An 18,351-nucleotide genomic window follows, 5' to 3' on the forward strand; every position below is an offset into this window, starting at 1 on the left:
TTACTATTCATTCCCCTTCAAATTAGGATTACGCTCAGTCACAGCATTCGGTATCGGCAAAACATACCGAGGATCTTCCTTCTGCAAAACATACTCGGTTTCGTACCCGTTATCTTGATCCACAAAAACATGCTTGATTTCCGGCATGCCCAAACGACGTAAATCAAACCAACGGTGATTAGACTCGTAACATAACTCTCTACGTCGTTCCCGTAAACAGAAAGCTAACAATTCATCCGCATTAGCAAAATCATTTAATGTAAAATCCACATAATTCTTATCAAACCGATGACGGCGCACCATATTCAGATCATCCAAAGCCTGCTGTGCCTCTTGTCGATTACCGGATACAATATACTTTCGTATATACGCCTCAGCCCGATTCAAATACACCTCCGAGGTCCGGATTCCCCCATTATTCCAATACTTTCCCATCTGTCCTTTGATCACGCATCTCCACAACCCGTCTACACTCCAACTATCCTTTCTAAAAAAAGCTAAAGTATTATTCTGAAGCCGCCTATCACTTGCCCCCTCATAATTCATATCCCACATCGTGTACAAATCCGTCAAATCCCAAGAAGGTGAACAAGGTTTCATCATATTCCAGTTATCATCAAACGTTTCTCTTACAGCCCACAATGCTTCAGTAGGAGTGTATTCGTGATACACCCCAGTAGAAGAAGTCGACGTTTCTTTCATATCCAATAATTGGGGACGCACATCCAATACCGAATCAGCATAAGTAATCACCCGATCCCAATCATTCATGTGAAGATAAACACGAGACAACAACGCATACCCCGCAGTATACCTCATACGCGCAATCAATTTCGACTCTCCTTCTTGATTCGCTTTCATCAAATCGATACCATTATTCAAGTCCTCAATAATCTGATCATAGCACTCCTTCACCGTATTCCTTTTAAATTTCTCATCCGTAACCCCGGAAGTCAACTTCAAGGGCACCCCGAGATTCTTTGATGGATCGCCATAATTATACGGTAAACCGAAGAAATTCACCAACGAGAAATAGTAATACGCCCGCAACGCATATACCTCTCCCTTTATGTGAGCTTTTCGGTTATCATTCCCTATCATATCGTCAATATACTCTAAAATCAGATGACACCCTTTGATACGATCATAAGGCAACGACCAAAATGTAATATCATTACCTCCACCACCTTCGTTGAACATCTGGGGATCCCAACGGAAACGCCAAAGTTCCTTCTCTTTCATGCTGATATAAGAGGCCTCCGTAACAATATTACTTCTCACGTTATCCGTGAATATCTCCGTCCCACGGGCAAGCAATGTCCCCACCTCTGAAGTAGGATAAGCCATTGTTTCCAGTATCTTCTCCATATCCGACACGGTCGACGGACGGATCTCACTCTGGCTCTGTTCCTCCAGGAAATCGCTACATTGAATAAAGCAAAATGCCAGAAATAACAGTAATAACTTCAATCTCATATTCTATTCCTTTAAAATTAAAAACTTACACTAACACCCAACGACATCGTTCTTGATAACGGCTGCCCACCCAAAGCAACCTCCGGATCACGTCCCTTGAAATCCTTACTCCGCAATTGGAAGGGATTTCCAAACGAGAACGAAAAGCCAAGATTCTGCAAAGAACCCGGTAACAATCTCTCCGGCAAACTATAAGAGAGCGATATATTACCACAACGCAAATACCAGGCGTCAACCACGCGCACCGTCGATTTAGCATACATATCATAGGGATTTGTTTGTTCTCCCACGACCTTAATCGTCCGGGCACTAGAGATCTTATTCGGCAACGAGGGCACATTCGTGATTTTCTCGTCACCCGGCTTACGCCAACGTTTTACCCACTCGGTCGACATATTCTCGTATTCGCTCGGAATACTTTGCGACATCTTACCCATCGGAGCCAAATAAGTCTGGTTACCCACACTCAAGTATAAACCGCTGGATAACGAGAGCGTCTTATAACGGATAGAAAATGACATCCCGCAATTAAAGTCCGGCTCCATCTTCCCTGCATACTCCATGTAAAGCGTAGCGTCCCTCTTAGCTTCCTCCAACTCCGAGCCCGTCAAGTCAAACATCGGTCCTCCGTGTTCAGAATTTAATCCCGTGAAACGAAACGCCCAGAAACTGGATACCGGATACCCCTCCTTAGGTAAATTACCGCCGGCAGCTTCCTGCCAACTACCCTTGGGCTCTATCTCCGATTTTACCTTATTATGCACTTTCCCCATGTTGAAACTTGTTGACACAATAAAATTCTTTCCTTTCACTGGCGTAAAACCAAAGCTGGCATCCCAACCGGAATTTTCCATCTTCCCACCGTTAATCGGGCGAGAGGGCACCCCATTTTCATACGGCACGTCCATAGCAATCACCATATCGGTTGTTTTTTTGTAATACCCATTATAAGAGAAAGAAATCTTATTGTCAAACAAACTACCGCTGATCGCATAATTTATACTCTGTGTCTTCTCCCATTTCAAATCTGGTGCCGGCAAATCTTTCACATTCAACGTGTAATCATAAGAATACGGATCTTTACCTATAGTAGCAATCAAGAACGGACTCACATTATTCACCACATTCCCCTGGTAACCGTAAGAAAAATTAAAATTCAAACCACGCACGATATTCTGATTCTGCATCCAAGGTTCCATCTCCATGTTCCAACGGAATCCCAATGCCCACACCGGTTGGAAACGAGCACTCTTATCCTGCCCGAAGCGATTCGAACCATCGCTTCGCACACTCATGTTGAAAGCGTAACGATCATCGAACATATATCCTAATGTCAAGTAATAAGACATCGTATTTGTCTGTGAATCACTAATACTCGGAGTTGTACGATGCATATCATTTACATTTCCCCAAGAAGGGTCTCCACTATAAGCGGGAATATTTACAATAACCTTTCCTCTATCCGGCATATACCCATAAACAGTTTCCGAGGAACCTCTTCCTCTTGAACTACGCACCTCGTAACCAAGAGCTGCCGAAACAGAATGTTTTCCATTAAACACCTTCACGAAATCCAACTGATTACGCCAAGTGTATCCCACCGATCTACTCGAGGATTGCGTCAACTCTCCACCATGAGGCAAAAGTGAGTTTTCATATTCCCGATCTCCCGGTCTAAACTCGTCAAAATTATACATTCGCTTAGCAGCAATATAATTCGACTGCTCCGTGTAATAAGTTTCCCCATTCACATTTGAAAAACTGTATGCTGCAGTTGTCGTAAAAGACAACGACTCCAGTATCTGCCAACGAAGACTCAATGACCCGTTTAAAGAAGAAGTTGTATTCTCGTTACCACTATTTTTCAACTCGTTCTCCAAGTTATACAAATACCCGTTCTCCTTGTGTGCATAAAAGAAAGGTTTTCCCTCCGGCGTAAATCTTGCAATGGCTCGATTAGTTGTACTTGCGTAAGTATACGGGTTCACTGTTCCCACAAAAGCTTTCGTTTCCGCAACACTACCGGCTAACGAAGTACTCAACGTGATTTTCTCCCACAAACGGGCAGAAATACTCAGATTACCAGTGTATTGAGTCTGACCGTTACCTTTCGCAGTATTATTACTATCATTAATACCGAAAGAAGCGTAATACGTACCAGCCTCGCTACCTCCCGAGATACTCACGGTATGATTATGACTGATAGCATCTCTGAAAAACACCTTGAACCAATCCGTATTATTCATCTCCAATTGTTTCGCTCCTGCCGTAAACTCTTCCAATGTGATCTCTCGGTTACGGTAAGCCTTCGCCAATCCCGTATAACCGATATCTTGGCTTCCGGACAAAGGAATATTCGTCTCGTATGCCTCGCGAGATACATCCACACGTTGTTGCGAATTCATCAACTCCAACTTCTTGTATGTCATCCGCGGAGAATACGACATACCCCCGGAATAACTAACAGACATACGTCCCACTTTCCCCTTCTTTGTCGTAATCACGATCACACCGTTGGCTGCCTTCGTACCGTAAATAGCAGTTGCTATAGCATCTTTTAACACCGTGATTGATTCAATATCTTTAGGATTCAACCAAGAAATAGCACCTCCCACGAAATCATTGATCATATCCGTGTTACTAGGGTCCAAGTTATTGAAATCATTCGTCTTGAACGGAAGCGGATCTTCCTGAATAATTCCATCCACCACCCACACGGGCTCGGCATTACCCAACAACGTGGAAGTACCCCGCACGCGGACTCTCTGGCGGGTTCCCGTCAAACCGCTACGGTTAATGACCATCATACCCGGAACTTTACCTTGCAAAGCCGATTCCAAAGTCCGCGTACCGTCCAATGCTAAATCTCCCATATCTACATCACTCGTAGCCCCGGTACTCATCTTCTTTTTGATCACCTGGTATCCCGTGATCACAACCTCTTCCAACGCCTCCACATCCTCCTCTAAACTCACACGCAACATATCCTTCGCCCCCGAAAAAGCCACCTGTTTAGTCTTGTACCCGATACAGGAATATTCCAGCGTTCCTTTCTCCACCGGCAACGAAATCGTGTACTTACCCTCGCTATCCGTGGCAACACCCACCGTTGTACCCACCAGCTTAACTGTGGCTCCCGGTATCGGTGCCTTGTTCACATCCAGCACCTCCCCTTTAATCACCGTTGCTCTCAACTCCTTATGCACTTGACGTTTATAGATAATAATCGTTTCATCCACCTGTTTCCAGGACAACTCTGTTTTCTTTAAACATTCGTCAAGAATCTCCCCCACCGTTTTTTGTTTCACGTCAAAGCTAACCTTGGTATAAGCCTTCACGTCGTCAAGCTGGTAAGCGAAAGTCAGGTTACTTACCTCCCTCAACTTTTCAATTACCCGATCCAAAGACACGTTCTGCATCTTCAAATCAAATCGTTTCTCCTGTGCCTGTGCGTTCCCCGGGACACTCGACAAGAAGACAAAACCTAATAACAGGTACAAAAACCTGTGAACAAATGCAAGAGGGAATTTAATTACTCCTTTCTTGCAGGTGTAACCGTTTTTTTTCATAATTTTGAATTGAATTTTAAAATAACAACTAGTTCTCGCTCCGCGAGAATATAGAGAACGGGAAGTTTTGCGAGAACTTCCCGCTTTTCTATTCATTACGTCTTACTTCGATCACGTCATCTTTTTTTACAAAACAAATCTTTTTCGTGTTTTCCAGAATCTCCAACACGCTGTCGATATCCTCGTAACGTTTCGTTTCCATGGAAAAAAGCATACTCCCGAGATCCCGGTCGTTAAAACGAACTGTCACGTCATACCAATCACTCAAAGCCCTCATGATCTCGAATAACGAACGCTCCTTGAAATAAAACCGGTCGTTCAACCATGCCGTGTTGACATCCACATCCGCCTCCTGCACATTGATCCCCTGTCGATCCGCACCGATCACCCCTTCTTGTCCCGGTAGAAGGACTACCGAATCAATAGAATTACTCAAACACACGGAACCGCTGACCAACGTCGTACGACTCGGTTGTTCATTGTAACAGGAAATATTGAATTGCGTTCCCAATACCGTAACGCTATTATCCGCAAAATGAACGACAAAAGGTCTTGTTCTGTCCGGGGCTACCTCGAAATACGCCTCTCCCTCGATCCATACTTCCCGGGTCGCTCCGGTAAAAGGCACCCGATAACGAAGAACGGTATTCGTGTTCATCCGCACGTGGCTACCATCACCGAGTACCAGCGAGAACTCCGCCTGCCGCGGCACCCGTATCGTGTGCCACACGGGTTCCTCCACGGCAACTAAATCTGTCGCATAAGTTAACTCCTTCCCCTTCTGTATAACGGCGATCTCGTTTTGTTGTTGCAAACGATCGATCCCCGCAGAATCCAAAACATACTCTTTGTCACTCACGGAAATCGTCGGTAAATTACTCGCCACGGGCACAATCATCAAAGGTTTTACTTGCTTCTGAGTCGGAAAATACAGCCACAACGCCACCGCCAATAGTGCCACCGCACAAGCCGCTACTGCCGAATACCCCAACACGAGGCGACGTCCCCGTTCCTTGGACAAATACCTCTTTTGGAAAATCTCCCATTCCTCTTGTCCTGTCGACTCCCAACACACACGGGGAAGATTTACCTCTATATCGTCATAAAGTTTCCGCAAAGGCAATTTCTTCTCCGGTACACGAACCTCTCCCTGCCCCACCTTCTCATCAGCCAGACGCTTCGCAAATTGCCTTGCCAAATCTATTCGTTTTTCTATTTCACGCTTCATCGTATTTATTTTAACACACATCATACGAAGAAGTCGAAAAAACGGGTGAATGGAAAATATAATTTAGATGAATATTTTCAACAGCACGGATACAATATACTGGTTACTAATCATTTCTCTTAACTTCTCGTAAGCATTTTTTTTCAAAGTCTTTACCGTGTTGATCGAAACACTTAACTCGTCGGCGATCTCTTGCAGTGAATACCCCTGCAACGTGAGTGTGGCAATCTGCCGGGAACGTTCGGGCAACTTATTCACGGCCCCGCGCACGATCCGGTAAGTTTCATTACGCGTCACCTCGTCCAGAAAAAACTCCTCACCGTAAACCTCGTCCTTCAATTCCTGAAACTTACTCTCGATCACTTTTTGCAATCGCAAATGATCCAAACATTTATTCCGTGCCGACGTGTACAAAAAAGAAAGGATCTCCTTCTCCGAGAAAACCGGATTAAAATGATTCCAAAGCGAGAAAAACGAATCTTGGGCTACATCCCGTGCCAACTCCTCGTCCTTTAGATAGGAGCTACAAAAATCCCGTATAGCTTGAAAATATTCAAGATATATCGTTTCAAATCGCTTTTGATTTTCAGATGTAACCATTACTCCTATCACCCGTATTACGTGACTTAACACGACAAAGGTATATATTTTCATCAATAACGCATCAAACAAAAAAGAAATTATAACTTTGAGTTTCAAAAAATATACTCGTGAACTATGATCGAAAAATTAGCCATCTATTTTATATTCTTACTCGTTATTCCGGACATCTATATTTACAAGCTATATATCAAACGGCATATCGCCAACCGACGTACCCGATTGCTGTGGTTCGTGCCGTCGGTTATCTTGATGCTTGGTCTTCTATGGATATTACTGTTTTCACGAGGCGGACACGGCGGACAATCTTTTATCGGGATTTTCACGATCACATACCTTGCCATCGTGCTGCCCAAGGTGATTTTTTCCATTTGTTCGCTACTCGACCTGCCGACAAGATACACGCTGAAATTACAGTCCCATCCCTTCGCGTGGTTAGGTGTTGTCGCAGGAACCGCCACGATGTTGGTCATTTTGTACGGCACGTTTTGGGGACGGAAACAATTCGAGGTAAAACAGATCGTCTTCACGTCTCCCGATCTCCCCGCGGCTTTCGACGGCTACCGGGTGGCACAGGTCTCGGATATACACACCGGAAGCTGGCGCGATAACCGGGAGGCGTTGCGAGAAGCCGTCGCCCTCGTCAACGCCCAGCGGGCGGACATCATCGTGTTCACGGGTGATCTTGTAAATAACGAGGCGGCGGAGCTCGATCCTTTCGAGGATATTCTCTCCCGCCTGCAAGCACCCGACGGGGTGTATTCCGTACTCGGGAATCATGATTACAGCCCGTACCGTCATTGGTCGAGCAAGAAAGCTCGTGAAAAGAACCTGCAAGACATCAAGGAACGACAAGCCGCCATGGGGTGGTATCTACTTGACAATAAACACGTGATGCTGCACCGTGACACGGATAGCATTGCCTTGCTCGGTGTCGGGGACGACGACGGACGTACTCTCGACCGATACAGCGATCTCCCTCTCGCCACGCGAGGCACGGAACAAACCGCTTTCAAGCTGTTGTTGAGTCATACCCCCACGCACTGGCGCCGGGAAGTGCTCGACACGGACATCGATCTCACGCTTTCCGGGCACACGCACGCCATGCAATTCGCCCTCGGTCGCCTCTCTCCCTCCTCCCTCATGTACCCCGAATGGAGCGGACTATACATGGAAGGTTCGCGAGGTCTGTACGTCAACGTCGGGCTGGGATTCATCGGGCTTATGCCCTTGCGTTTCGGTGCATGGCCGGAAATCACGGTCATCACGCTGAAAAAAATGTAGGATTCAGAACCGAAGCAAGGCTGTAACTTAGCTCCTCCTCTGTTTATAGAGGAGGTGGCACGAAGTGCCGGAGGAGTTTACGATCACCATATACAAAAACTCCCTCCCCCCTTCGGGGTATTGAGCCCGGAAACCGGTCTCGAACTGGCTCTCGCTCGGCAACAAGGAAGCAAGCTTCCCTGCTGCCCTCGCTTACTCGCCAGTTTCCCTCTATAAACAGAGGGAGAGCTAGTTACTCTCTCCGCTTCGGGAATCCTTTCATTTCAAATTCTAAATTTCCCTTTCCGGTGACACTTTTCGCCCGTTCGGGTGTTTTGAGTGAAACTAAAATCACAAAAGTATGTTATACCTTAAAACAATCACGTTATTATTCTTTTTACCGTTACTCGGTTGTACTTCCACGCCGCACACATGGCAGGGACAAGCAGGCAGTAAACGGATTTTTATCGAGTTACAAACTACACCGGAGGGAATAAACCGGGCTTTCCTGTCGCTCCCGGAACAATGGGTAAACAACGCAGAAGCGGATTCGCTCATCTTCTCCGACAAGGACATTCTGGCAATTGTCGAGCGGGACGGTATTCAGTTTGAAGGGACATTCCATTCCGGCAAGGATTCTATTCGGGCAAAAGTGACAACGTACGGGAAAACCCGGGAATTCAATCTTGGCAAGGTCGACAGTCTGCAACCTCTCTACTTCCCACAAAATCCCCGTCCCCCCTATCCTTACCGTTCCGAAGACATCACCTATACCTCGTGCGACTCCATACAGGTAGCGGGGACGTTGACCGTTCCGCGAGGGAAAGGACCTTTCCCGGCAGCGATTATCGTATCCGGCACCGGAAAGCAAGACCGTGACGGCACGTTCTCCGGTCACAAACCTTTCTTTCGCGTGGCCGATGAATTGACGAGGCGGGGATTTATTGTCCTGCGGACAGACGACCGGGGAACGGGACAGACAAACGGCATGTATGAAATGGCTACCACGAAAGATTTTGCCCGTGACGCGCAAGCAGGCATCGATTACTTGAAAACACGTCCCGAAACCGACAAAGAACGTATCGGGGTTATCGGGCACAGCGAAGGCGGTCAAGTGGCATTTATACTTGGGGCAGAATCTCCCGATGTTTCATTCGTGGTTTCCCTCGCGGGTGTCGGCGTGGACGGTTTGCAGATTCTGGAATTGCAGAATAAAGCGATTCTTGAAACCACCCCGGGCATCACTTCCGCGCAAGTGGGACAGTTTATGGATTTATTCAACACTCTTTTTCAAACGGTACATTCCGTTCCTCTCGAGCAGCCTCTTGAACGCCCCCTGCGTGCCGCTTTCGACAATTGGATATCCCGTCAGGACAAGGCGACTCTCGAAGCCGTAAACCTCACCGGCGGCAGGGAAGAATCCTTTTTCAGCCGATACCTTTATCAGGCACAAAGTCGCTGGTACCGTGAAATGGTGCAATACAATCCTGCCGATTATATCCCGAGGATTACTTGTCCCGTGCTGGCACTCAACGGCGACCGGGATATCATGGTTCCCTCTGACGAGAACCTTGCTTCGATAAAAAAACTGTTGGATGAAGGTGGCAATACCCGCTATAAAATCGTGGAACTCCCCGGCTTGAATCATATGTTCCAACGCTGTGTTACCGGAACACGGGAAGAAATACCCGATCTTGAAGATGTATTCTCGGAAGAAGCCTTACAAATACTGGGTGACTGGTTGGAAACCAATAAATAATAAAAACGGGAGAGTCGGTAACACTCTCCCGTTTCTATTCATTTCGTTTATTCCGCCTTTAATGTTTCTATCACGAAGCTAACCTCCTCCGCCAAAGCAGAGGGGCTACCCATGTACCCGCCCACGCTCCAACGCAGGTTTCCCTCTCCGTCAATAATCATCTTGTGGGGAATACCGGAGAATTTAAACGCCTTGCAATACGCGTCGTAAACAGCCGACCGAGTACCCGTTTGGGGATTCACGTTATCGACAAGCACGTCAAGAGAATAATTTTTCTCTTTCAGAAATTCCCTGATCTTCTGCCGGAAATCGGCTTTTGTTTCCATCGTGGCGATAAAATAGAAAGCCACGTCAGGATCATTCTTGTACTTGTTCTCCGCCATCTGCATTCCCGGCAAAGATGCTTTACAGGGAGCGCACCACGTTGCCCAGAAGTCCAACACGATAATCTTTCCTTTCATCTTGGAAAGATCAACCTTTTTCCCGTCCAAATCTTCCAAGGCATAAAGCGTGATCTTTTCTTTAATCATCGACTCTTTCAAATGCGCCTGCATCTCCTGCTGCTTTTCCCGTGACTTCAAAGAATTGACGTAAGCATCAAAATCCTTGTCATTCTTGTGTGTCTTCAAGTAATCGGCACGCAAAATATCCAACATTCCGGGAGTCACGGCATCTTCCCGAACCCCGGTAATGATAGTCGGGATCACGAGCGAGGAATAATCATTCTTCTGCAACAACTGCACGTACAGTTCGTTGTAAACGGCTGACTTGTAAGCGTAAATATCCTTTATCTCCTCCATCAGTTCCAAGGCTTCGGCAGGTGACCCGGTGGCAGCCAGCACGGAAGCATGGGCAAGAATCATGTCTTTTCCCCTGGCGAGCAGTTGCTGTTTCCATTCCCGGTCGGAATACACCCGGGCAGAACCCTCGCAGGGACGGGTCATCACCTCGTCATAGATCAACTTCGCGAAAGGCAATACCTGTTCCGGCGTCCGCTGGTTCGTGCTCAAAGGTACTTGTACCATATGCCAGTAGAAGGTGAGCAACAAATTCTGGGGCACATCATGAATATACTTGTACAACTGGCTGTAATCGTCCTTCTTGATAATAGGCTGATAAACCACCGATTGGAATATCTTACCAAGGTACATACCGGTCATTTCCGTTTCCGTGTCTCGGAATTTCTCCACAGGAAAACGCTTCAGAAATGCCTCGAACTCGGGCGTCTTCGCGTCCGGATCGCTAATTCTGAATATACGCCATATCTCCCGGTCACGAGCGAGAATCCCGTCAGGGTATTCCTTTAATATACGCTGTTCCACAACGGCGGCAACCGCTGTATCCTTAACGATATTCCGGGCAACTTCCAATGCTTTCAAGAGGGTTTCCTCGTCCACCTCGGGCAAGTTCACGATAAAATTCACATCGCTCAACATCTGCTCGTGTTTCTCTCCCGGCATCATTTGATTCAATAACTTGGCAGCGTAATAAAACACGTACCGCCGTGCTCCCGGATCTTTCAGTAACTGTTGATTAAGCCAGAAACGCATCACGTCATCATCAATATAAGCCTCTTCCTCGCAATAACCGGGTAACGATTCCAACTTCTTGTTGCGCAGCATACCCCACCCGACGTACGACGTGGGCAAGTTCCGCCCGTCCCGGTCGAAAGTCATCGTGGCATAAGTCGCGCGTCCGCCCGAATCCTGCTTGTCACCCGCGTAAAATTTACATACCACCAACGCGCACCGGTCAGGAATCATGCAAGTAGCCTCCCAAGCCGTGTCGTTTTTCACCAGATTCAAGTCTTCCGCCTCCCAGCGTAGATCCTGCCAGTAATAGACCGTCCCGTGAACAGTCTCTTCCCCGGCAAGCGAAGTCAACGAGTTATCATACGTGAACTTCACCTCCTGCCCCACGACAGGCACTAGCGGAATAATATGAAACGGTCTGCGATTTTGCGCACTCAAAGCGCACGAGATAAACAGAAGTACCACGATACTTCCTAACAATGTGATTTTTTTCATACAATACGAATTATAATTAAGTCTATAAAGTCCATAAGGTCTATAAAGTCTATAAAGTCATCGTGTCCTTCGGAGTCCATGGACTTTCGACTTTATGGACATTACAGACCTTACAGACTCTTTATTCTATCTGCCCGATCTCCGGGTTTTCCTCCAAGTACAACTCGCCCATCGGGAACGTGTAGCGTACCGCACCGGGTTGTAAAGTATAAGTAGTACCTTTAAACACGCGGGTAACGGTCTGTGTCGGGAAATCGGGATCGTTCGCCAGACGGCGTTGATCCATCCAGCGCAACCCGCGACACATCAACTCTTTCCGTCGCTCTTGCAACACGTGTCCCAAAGCCTCGGTCGCGGTCGCAGCACTTAACGTATAGTACTCGTCCGGGGAGAAACGATATTCCCGCAGAGTGTTCAGGATATTCATCGCCTCCGTCGTCTTTCCCTCGCGAGCCCAACACTCCGCTTCAATCAACATCATTTCCGGCACAGAGGGACCCATGCTACGGGATTCATACTTCGGGTAACTACTATTATACAAATGATTCTTGAAATAGATCCGTCCCGTGTACTCCACGCCTAACTCGGACATCGGTCTGGTGAAATACAAGTAACGCAGGTCATAATCCCGGTCAAACAAGTTCAACAAACCATCACTCAACACGAGATCAACGGCACTATAAGAAGTTAACGAGAAAGTCGTTCTCGGCATCTTGGCAAGTATCACTTCCTTGTCCTTCAAGTTTTCCGGGTAAGTTACCGCATCACCGATATAAAGATTCAGATTCTCCAGTCCACTCTGCAACTTCAACGCTTCCACGGCATTAGCCTTTGCCTCCGTGTAATTCCCCATCAGCAAATAAGCCCTCGCTTTCAAGGCGTAAACGGCACATTTACTCGGGTAGAAATTGAACTGCGGTACGTCCGGCAGATACTCGAAAGCATCGTTCAAATCACTGATAATCTGCTCGTATACCCTCTCCACGGACGCACGGGGCAAAGAACCCTCCACGCGGGGAGTCGTCAATAAAGGCACCCCCTGATCGGTCGCAGCAGTCGCAGTGTTATAGGGCTTACCGTACACGTTCACCAATGCCAGATAAGCATCGGCACGATGCACGAGCGCCTCGGCACGAATCGATAGTTTCTCTGCCTGCGTTCCGTTTTTACTACCCATCACCTCATCGATCACCACGTTACAATTATAAATCACTTGATAAACGGCATTCATCTCCTGATCATTTTCCGACTGACTGTAAATCTCGTCCGCCCACGTGTATATCGGGATAAACTTATCCGTTTCGTATACAGCGTTCTGCTGCGTTTCATCGGACATATTGATGTCGTCCGAAGCCACATCATGGTACGCGAGCGTGTACTTGAAATTCTCCGTGTTATTCATCAGGTAACGGTAATTCACCGTTTCCTCCGGGATCAATTTCCCCTTCGTCTTGATATCCACCCAATCCGAGCAAGCGGAAAGCGAACAGGAAAGCCCGACAACCAAACTCAATAATATATTCTTGTTCATATCGTTCATGCTTTAGAAGTTAAGGTTTAACGAGAAATTATAAGACGGCGTGGGTGACATGGTCAAGTTACGACTGTTCGGGATAAAGTCGGGGTCGATACCCGCATTATTCTTCTTCCAGATCATCCCCACGTTGTTTGCGCTGAAACCGACAGACCCGCTATTGATCATGAGTTTATTCAACCACTTGGACGGGATATTATAAGTCAATGAAATCTCTCTCAACCTGATATGATCTCCTTTCTCGATATGTATATCCGCACCTCGGTAGCGCACGAAACTATTCGCATTCGTTCCGATACGGGGCACGTTTGTAGTCGCTTCATCGCCTGCCTCTCGCCACCGTTTTGCCATATCCTCGTTAATCTCGTAATACGTGTTTCTCCCCCCTGCCTGTTGGGCGATCGTCGGTTTCTGGAAGATATATCCCAGTTTATAAGTTATACCCACGTAAAGCGACACCCCTTTATACGAGAAGGTATTGAAGAACCCGCCAAAATACTTGGGAGTCAAAGTTCCCACGTACACGAGGTCATCATTTGTCACGTTCTCTGTCGATTTGACGATCTCCCCGTCCGCATTGTACACTTGTGAATCCCCGTTCTCGTCCAGACCTGCCCAACGGTAAGCCCAGAAGTTGCTCATGTTATACCCTTCCAACATGCGACCGCTACCGCCACCACTGGAGTAGAAATAAGACGACATCTCGTAAGGCGAAGATTTCACCTCGTTCGTGTTATAGGAGTATGTGAGGCTTGCCTCATACCTGAAATCTCCTTTCTGTACGATAGTCCCGTTCAACGCCACATCCAAACCTTTACCGTTTACTTTTGCCGCGTTACGGGAAAGCGTGTACATCGACGAGGCGTTTGCCCCGAATATCGGGTTAATCACGTAATCCGCGAATAAATCCCTCGAATATTTGCGATACAATTCGATAGAACCGGAAAGCCTGTTATTCAGCACGGCAAAGTCCAAACCAAAATTCAACACGCCTGTTTTCTCCCAACGCACGGAAGGATTCGCCGCAAAGTTAATACTGGAAGAAGGCAATTGCGTGTACCCGTCATTACCCGTCGTCAAGGATATCTGCGTGAACGGATACTGATTCTGGTCAATATTCCCGTTATACCCGTAGGTGGCACGGAAAGTCAACTTGTTCAACCATCCCGCGTTATCCAATATGAAATCCTCTCTGCCGATATGCCATGCCAACCCGGTCGACCACATCGGGGTAGCCCGGTATTTCCGGTCAACACCGAAATTATTGTAGTCGTCATATCTCACGCTACCTGTCAACACGTATTTACTCATCAACGTGTACGACACATTCCCGTAATATGACAGGAAACGGCGTTGCAAATCCTGTTCCGGGCTGCCCTCGTTCAAGTAAGAAGTCCACCCCCATATATTCGTGTAGGGATTCGTTATCTGGGAAGCCGACTGCAAGGTCTGTCCGTTGTAACCGTAATACCACGCGCTGCTCTGCCACATTCTGGTTTCGCGGAATTCCATCCCCGCCAACGCGGATATTTGATGAATCTCGTCAATCGTGTTATTGTAATTCAATTGCCCCCGCAAACTATAATTCCGGGAATCCGTGTGAGAAAGGTTCAACAATCCGCCATCGGGAAGCCCGTGTGTCAATTCACCCGTACTCTCGTTATATCGCGTGGCATAATTATACCTGTCACGTGAAGCGTAAGTATCCTCGTTCTCGAGATTTCTGGTTCTCGCGTTCGTTTTCTCGTACATGAACGATCCGTCCAACGCCAATCCCTTCACGCCCGGAACCGGAATATTCAATCCCATTGTCAGCGAAACAGCTTGCTCCTTCCGCGTATTATCCATGTTATCCAACTCGTCAAGATAATTATACTTCCAGTTCTTGTATCCCTGTTCCTCTTTCTCCTTCACGAAATCCTCTTCATACCGGTAATAATCCACCCGGTTGCCATTATCATCCACGAGTTGATTATACGGCATCAAAGGCAGTATACCCAGCGACGCCTGCATCGCGGAAAGCCCCAGACCGTTGTTCTTGATATTGATCAACGAAGCCCTCAAACCCGTGGTCAGTGTCGCCCAATTCATAATCTTGAAATTCAAATTGGAAGTCAACGTGAAACGGTCACCTTGTTCGCCTTTCGTGTTTGACTGTTCATTAGCGTAAGAAGCCGACAAGAAATAAGACATCTGCTCGGAAGCCCCGCTGAATGACAGGTTATACTGTTGCGAGAAAGCCGGTTGCAATAGATACTTTTTCACGTCACGGTATGACTTGCGGCTTGCCAATTTCTCCAACTGTGCATCCGCATCCGCTTGAGTAATCACGCCGTCCTTGGCATCCAGCAAAATCTTCGCCGCATCCGAGATAGCGTATCCCGCCCCCCATGCCGAACTTACCGGGCGAGTGATATAACCTTTCTCCACCATCTCCCGCTCGTAATCAATCATCTCCGCCGAATTCATCACGGGCAACGAACTGAAACGCGGTGAACCCGATGTCATGATATTCATCCCGAAACTCACCGCCGTACCCGGTCTGCCGTTTTTCTTTCCTTTTTTCGTTTCGATAACGATCACCCCGTTAGCTGCGCGGGCACCCCAGATAGAAGCAGCGGCCGCATCTTTCAGGAAAGTGATCGACTCCACGTCATTCGGGTTCAGACCTTTCAATTCCATATCTGTCGGGAATCCGTCAACAACAAGCAACGGGCGAGCCATCGCATCCGAGAAACTGCTTCTTCCCCGGATATTCATCGAAATATTGTTCTGTTCCTCCAGTTGCCCGTCCGAACGGTTAGACCCGTACAGGAATGTCATGTCCGAATTTTTGATATCCACATACACGCCGGGGACTACACCTTCCAAACGGTTCAGTATATTCGGGCTGGGACGTTTCTCCAATTCCTTGGCAGTAACCACGCCGAATGATCCCGTGGCACGCTCTTTAGGCAAGCGGGTATATCCCGTCGATACCACGACCACCTCGTCCAGCGACTCGGTAGCTTCTTTCATCTGCACCGTGACCGGCGTGTCGTCACTCACGGCCATCATCCGGGACTCGAAGCCAATCATCGTGAAAAGCAAGGTATCGCCTTTGCTGCACAATGCCAAGAACTTCCCATCCACGTCAGACACGAAACCAACCGTCGTCCCCTTGATTAAAATATTCACGCCGGGCAAGGGTAATCCCTTCTCGTCGGTCACCTTACCGGAAACCCTCAAATCGTTCCTTCCCGTCTGGGCGGTCACCCGTGCGGGAGATATCACCACCGTGTTATCCACGATCGAGAAAGTCAAACCGGTTCCCCGCAAACAATATTCAAGTACCGTCTTCACGTCCGTGTTCGTGAAATCGGGATTCAAATTCACGATAGTACCCACCTTCGCATCATTGTACAAGAAGGTCAAGTTCGTCTGTTTCTGTATCTCTTTAGCTATTCCCGTGAACGTGCTGTTCTGCATCTTTATCGTCACGTTCTGTGCCGTAACGGCGAACGACGACAAGAAGAGGAAAACAACCGTCAATTTCATCATCAGTTGGTTTTTTAATAACCATAAACCTCCCGGAAGAGACTTATTCTGGTTCTTCTTCATAACGTAAATTATTAATTTTAAATGGTTCACACTCTCGTTCCCCCGTGGCCATCGGGGCAACTCTACTCAGTAGTTATATAGACATCATTTCCTTTAATCTCGAACCGTACATCTCCTGTCAGTCCCAACATTTCCACCACACGGGAGAAATTATCGTATCGTCTTAAATCACCCGATAAAGAAATCCGTTTCGCCTCCTCGTCCTTGAACACTACCCGGATATCGTACCATCGTTCCAACGTTCGCATGATCTCTTCCAGCGGTCGTCGCACGAACACGAATCGTCCGTCTTTCCAACTGGTAAAATCCCGTACCTCCACCTCCCGTTTCACCATATTACCCGACAAAGCATCCACTTCCACCTGTTCGCCCGGTTTTATGCTTATCGTGTTGTCGCCCCCCGTGATACATACCGAACCCTCGGCAAGCGTCGTCAAGGAGTGTCCCTCTTCGGGATAAGCCCGCACGTTGAACGACGTTCCCAGCACCGTCACCGCCGAACTCATGAATTGCACGATAAACGGCTTCTTGGCATCCTTCGCTACCTCGAAGTACGCCTCTCCCTGCACGAACACCCTTCGTTCCTTCGTCCCGAAAGCTACCGGGTACTGGATTGAAGTCGCCGAGTTCAGCCACACTTTCGTCCCGTCGGACAACGTCAGGCAGAACTCCCCGCCCCGCGGTATTTCCAGTTTATTATACACGAGAGCGCTGTTCCCAGAAATACCCGCATAAGTCAGCCCCGACGTCGAGGCATCGATCCGCGTGCCGTCCGCGATAATCGTGCTGTCGGAATACTCCTGTCCCAACATGATCGTGTTCCCATCGCCCGTCGTCAACACCGCCTTGCTCGTTCCCGGCAAAATGGTCGCGGCGGTGGCATAATCCGTCACGGGCACGCTCTCTTTCCCGAGACCGATATAAAGTACAATCGCTATCGTGAGCGGTAGAACAACAGCCGCCACACGAGCCGCACGAAACAACAGCCTCCTCGAGCGGCGTTGTTGGTATTTCCTTTGTAAAAAACGCCCGTAAGCAACACGAGAATCGAACGTTTCCCACAATTCCGTCCCGTCAGTATAAAAGCTTCCTGAGGTCATTTTTTGAAAAGCCGCCTCGTTATCACGTGACGCTTGCCGCCAGTCGGAAAGTATCTTTTCCTCCTGCCCGGACAATTCGCCCCGCAGACTCTTCCTTATCAATCGTGCTATTTCAAATGCCTCTTTCATTTCTTTATCTGTTTACGGACTAAAAACAACCGAGTGGCAAAAAAGTGTCACCGAAATGTCATTTTC

10 protein-coding genes are annotated in these 18,351 nt (G+C 47.7%); 2 read left to right on the forward strand and 8 right to left on the reverse strand.

All coding sequences use genetic code 11. From position 1 onward, the window contains the following. Positions 1 to 3: 3 nt before the first annotated feature. From L0M98_RS21475 to L0M98_RS21490, 4 genes are all read right to left on the reverse strand, one after another. Positions 4 to 1,476 carry a RagB/SusD family nutrient uptake outer membrane protein gene (locus L0M98_RS21475; protein WP_227217757.1) on the reverse strand — a complete coding sequence of 491 codons (1,473 nt, stop codon included), beginning with the start codon at positions 1,474 to 1,476 and terminating at the stop codon, positions 4 to 6. Positions 1,477 to 1,493: 17 nt separating this feature from the next. Then, positions 1,494 to 5,045: a SusC/RagA family TonB-linked outer membrane protein gene (locus L0M98_RS21480; RefSeq protein WP_227217758.1), complete on the reverse strand. Its 3,552-nt coding sequence runs from the start codon at positions 5,043 to 5,045 to the stop codon at positions 1,494 to 1,496. A gap of 88 nt (positions 5,046 to 5,133) precedes the next feature. Continuing rightward, positions 5,134 to 6,273, reverse strand: coding sequence for a FecR family protein (locus tag L0M98_RS21485; RefSeq protein WP_227217759.1), 1,140 nt, complete (start codon positions 6,271 to 6,273; stop codon positions 5,134 to 5,136). A 63-nt stretch (positions 6,274 to 6,336) separates the two neighbouring features. Continuing rightward, positions 6,337 to 6,873, reverse strand: coding sequence for an RNA polymerase sigma factor (locus L0M98_RS21490; RefSeq protein WP_176555120.1), 537 nt, complete (start codon positions 6,871 to 6,873; stop codon positions 6,337 to 6,339). 117 nt (positions 6,874 to 6,990) lie between these two features. On the opposite strand from L0M98_RS21490, the gene L0M98_RS21495 reads away from it, so the two are divergent. Further along, positions 6,991 to 8,157 (forward strand): metallophosphoesterase, encoded by a 1,167-nt coding sequence (locus tag L0M98_RS21495; RefSeq protein ID WP_227217760.1) that lies wholly within the window; start codon positions 6,991 to 6,993, stop codon positions 8,155 to 8,157. Between the two features lie 340 nt (positions 8,158 to 8,497). Next, the gene (locus L0M98_RS21500; protein ID WP_227217761.1) at positions 8,498 to 9,895 is read left to right on the forward strand and encodes an alpha/beta hydrolase family protein; all 1,398 of its coding nucleotides are present in this window, start codon (positions 8,498 to 8,500) and stop codon (positions 9,893 to 9,895) included. 47 nt (positions 9,896 to 9,942) lie between these two features. Here the strand turns inward: L0M98_RS21500 and L0M98_RS21505 are convergent, their stop codons facing one another. The 4 genes from L0M98_RS21505 to L0M98_RS21520 all read right to left on the reverse strand — a co-directional run bounded on the left by L0M98_RS21505 (position 9,943) and on the right by L0M98_RS21520 (position 18,285). Continuing rightward, positions 9,943 to 11,922 carry a TlpA family protein disulfide reductase gene (locus L0M98_RS21505; protein WP_227217762.1) on the reverse strand — a complete coding sequence of 660 codons (1,980 nt, stop codon included), beginning with the start codon at positions 11,920 to 11,922 and terminating at the stop codon, positions 9,943 to 9,945. A gap of 121 nt (positions 11,923 to 12,043) precedes the next feature. Then, positions 12,044 to 13,453: a RagB/SusD family nutrient uptake outer membrane protein gene (locus L0M98_RS21510; protein ID WP_227217763.1), complete on the reverse strand. Its 1,410-nt coding sequence runs from the start codon at positions 13,451 to 13,453 to the stop codon at positions 12,044 to 12,046. A gap of 12 nt (positions 13,454 to 13,465) precedes the next feature. Next, the gene (locus tag L0M98_RS21515) at positions 13,466 to 17,056 is read right to left on the reverse strand and encodes a SusC/RagA family TonB-linked outer membrane protein (RefSeq protein ID WP_186976455.1); all 3,591 of its coding nucleotides are present in this window, start codon (positions 17,054 to 17,056) and stop codon (positions 13,466 to 13,468) included. 62 nt (positions 17,057 to 17,118) lie between these two features. Continuing rightward, positions 17,119 to 18,285 (reverse strand): FecR family protein, encoded by a 1,167-nt coding sequence (locus L0M98_RS21520; RefSeq protein ID WP_227217764.1) that lies wholly within the window; start codon positions 18,283 to 18,285, stop codon positions 17,119 to 17,121. Between the last annotated feature and the right edge of the window lie 66 nt (positions 18,286 to 18,351).

The organism is Butyricimonas sp. DFI.6.44, assembly GCF_022132345.1.
Classification (GTDB): domain Bacteria; phylum Bacteroidota; class Bacteroidia; order Bacteroidales; family Marinifilaceae; genus Butyricimonas; species Butyricimonas muris.

What these genes read in the sequence shown, in the direction of transcription:
- L0M98_RS21515 (WP_186976455.1), bottom strand. Translation starts at nt 17,056, where the DNA reads ATGAAGAAGAACCAGAATAAGTCTCTTCCGGGAGGTTTATGGTTATTA.
- L0M98_RS21520 (WP_227217764.1), bottom strand. Translation starts at nt 18,285, where the DNA reads ATGAAAGAGGCATTTGAAATAGCACGATTGATAAGGAAGAGTCTGCGG.
- L0M98_RS21505 (WP_227217762.1), bottom strand. Translation starts at nt 11,922, where the DNA reads ATGAAAAAAATCACATTGTTAGGAAGTATCGTGGTACTTCTGTTTATC.
- L0M98_RS21490 (WP_176555120.1), bottom strand. Translation starts at nt 6,873, where the DNA reads ATGGTTACATCTGAAAATCAAAAGCGATTTGAAACGATATATCTTGAA.
- L0M98_RS21485 (WP_227217759.1), bottom strand. Translation starts at nt 6,273, where the DNA reads ATGAAGCGTGAAATAGAAAAACGAATAGATTTGGCAAGGCAATTTGCG.
- L0M98_RS21500 (WP_227217761.1), top strand. Translation starts at nt 8,498, where the DNA reads ATGTTATACCTTAAAACAATCACGTTATTATTCTTTTTACCGTTACTC.
- L0M98_RS21510 (WP_227217763.1), bottom strand. Translation starts at nt 13,453, where the DNA reads ATGAACAAGAATATATTATTGAGTTTGGTTGTCGGGCTTTCCTGTTCG.
- L0M98_RS21495 (WP_227217760.1), top strand. Translation starts at nt 6,991, where the DNA reads ATGATCGAAAAATTAGCCATCTATTTTATATTCTTACTCGTTATTCCG.
- L0M98_RS21480 (WP_227217758.1), bottom strand. Translation starts at nt 5,045, where the DNA reads ATGAAAAAAAACGGTTACACCTGCAAGAAAGGAGTAATTAAATTCCCT.
- L0M98_RS21475 (WP_227217757.1), bottom strand. Translation starts at nt 1,476, where the DNA reads ATGAGATTGAAGTTATTACTGTTATTTCTGGCATTTTGCTTTATTCAA.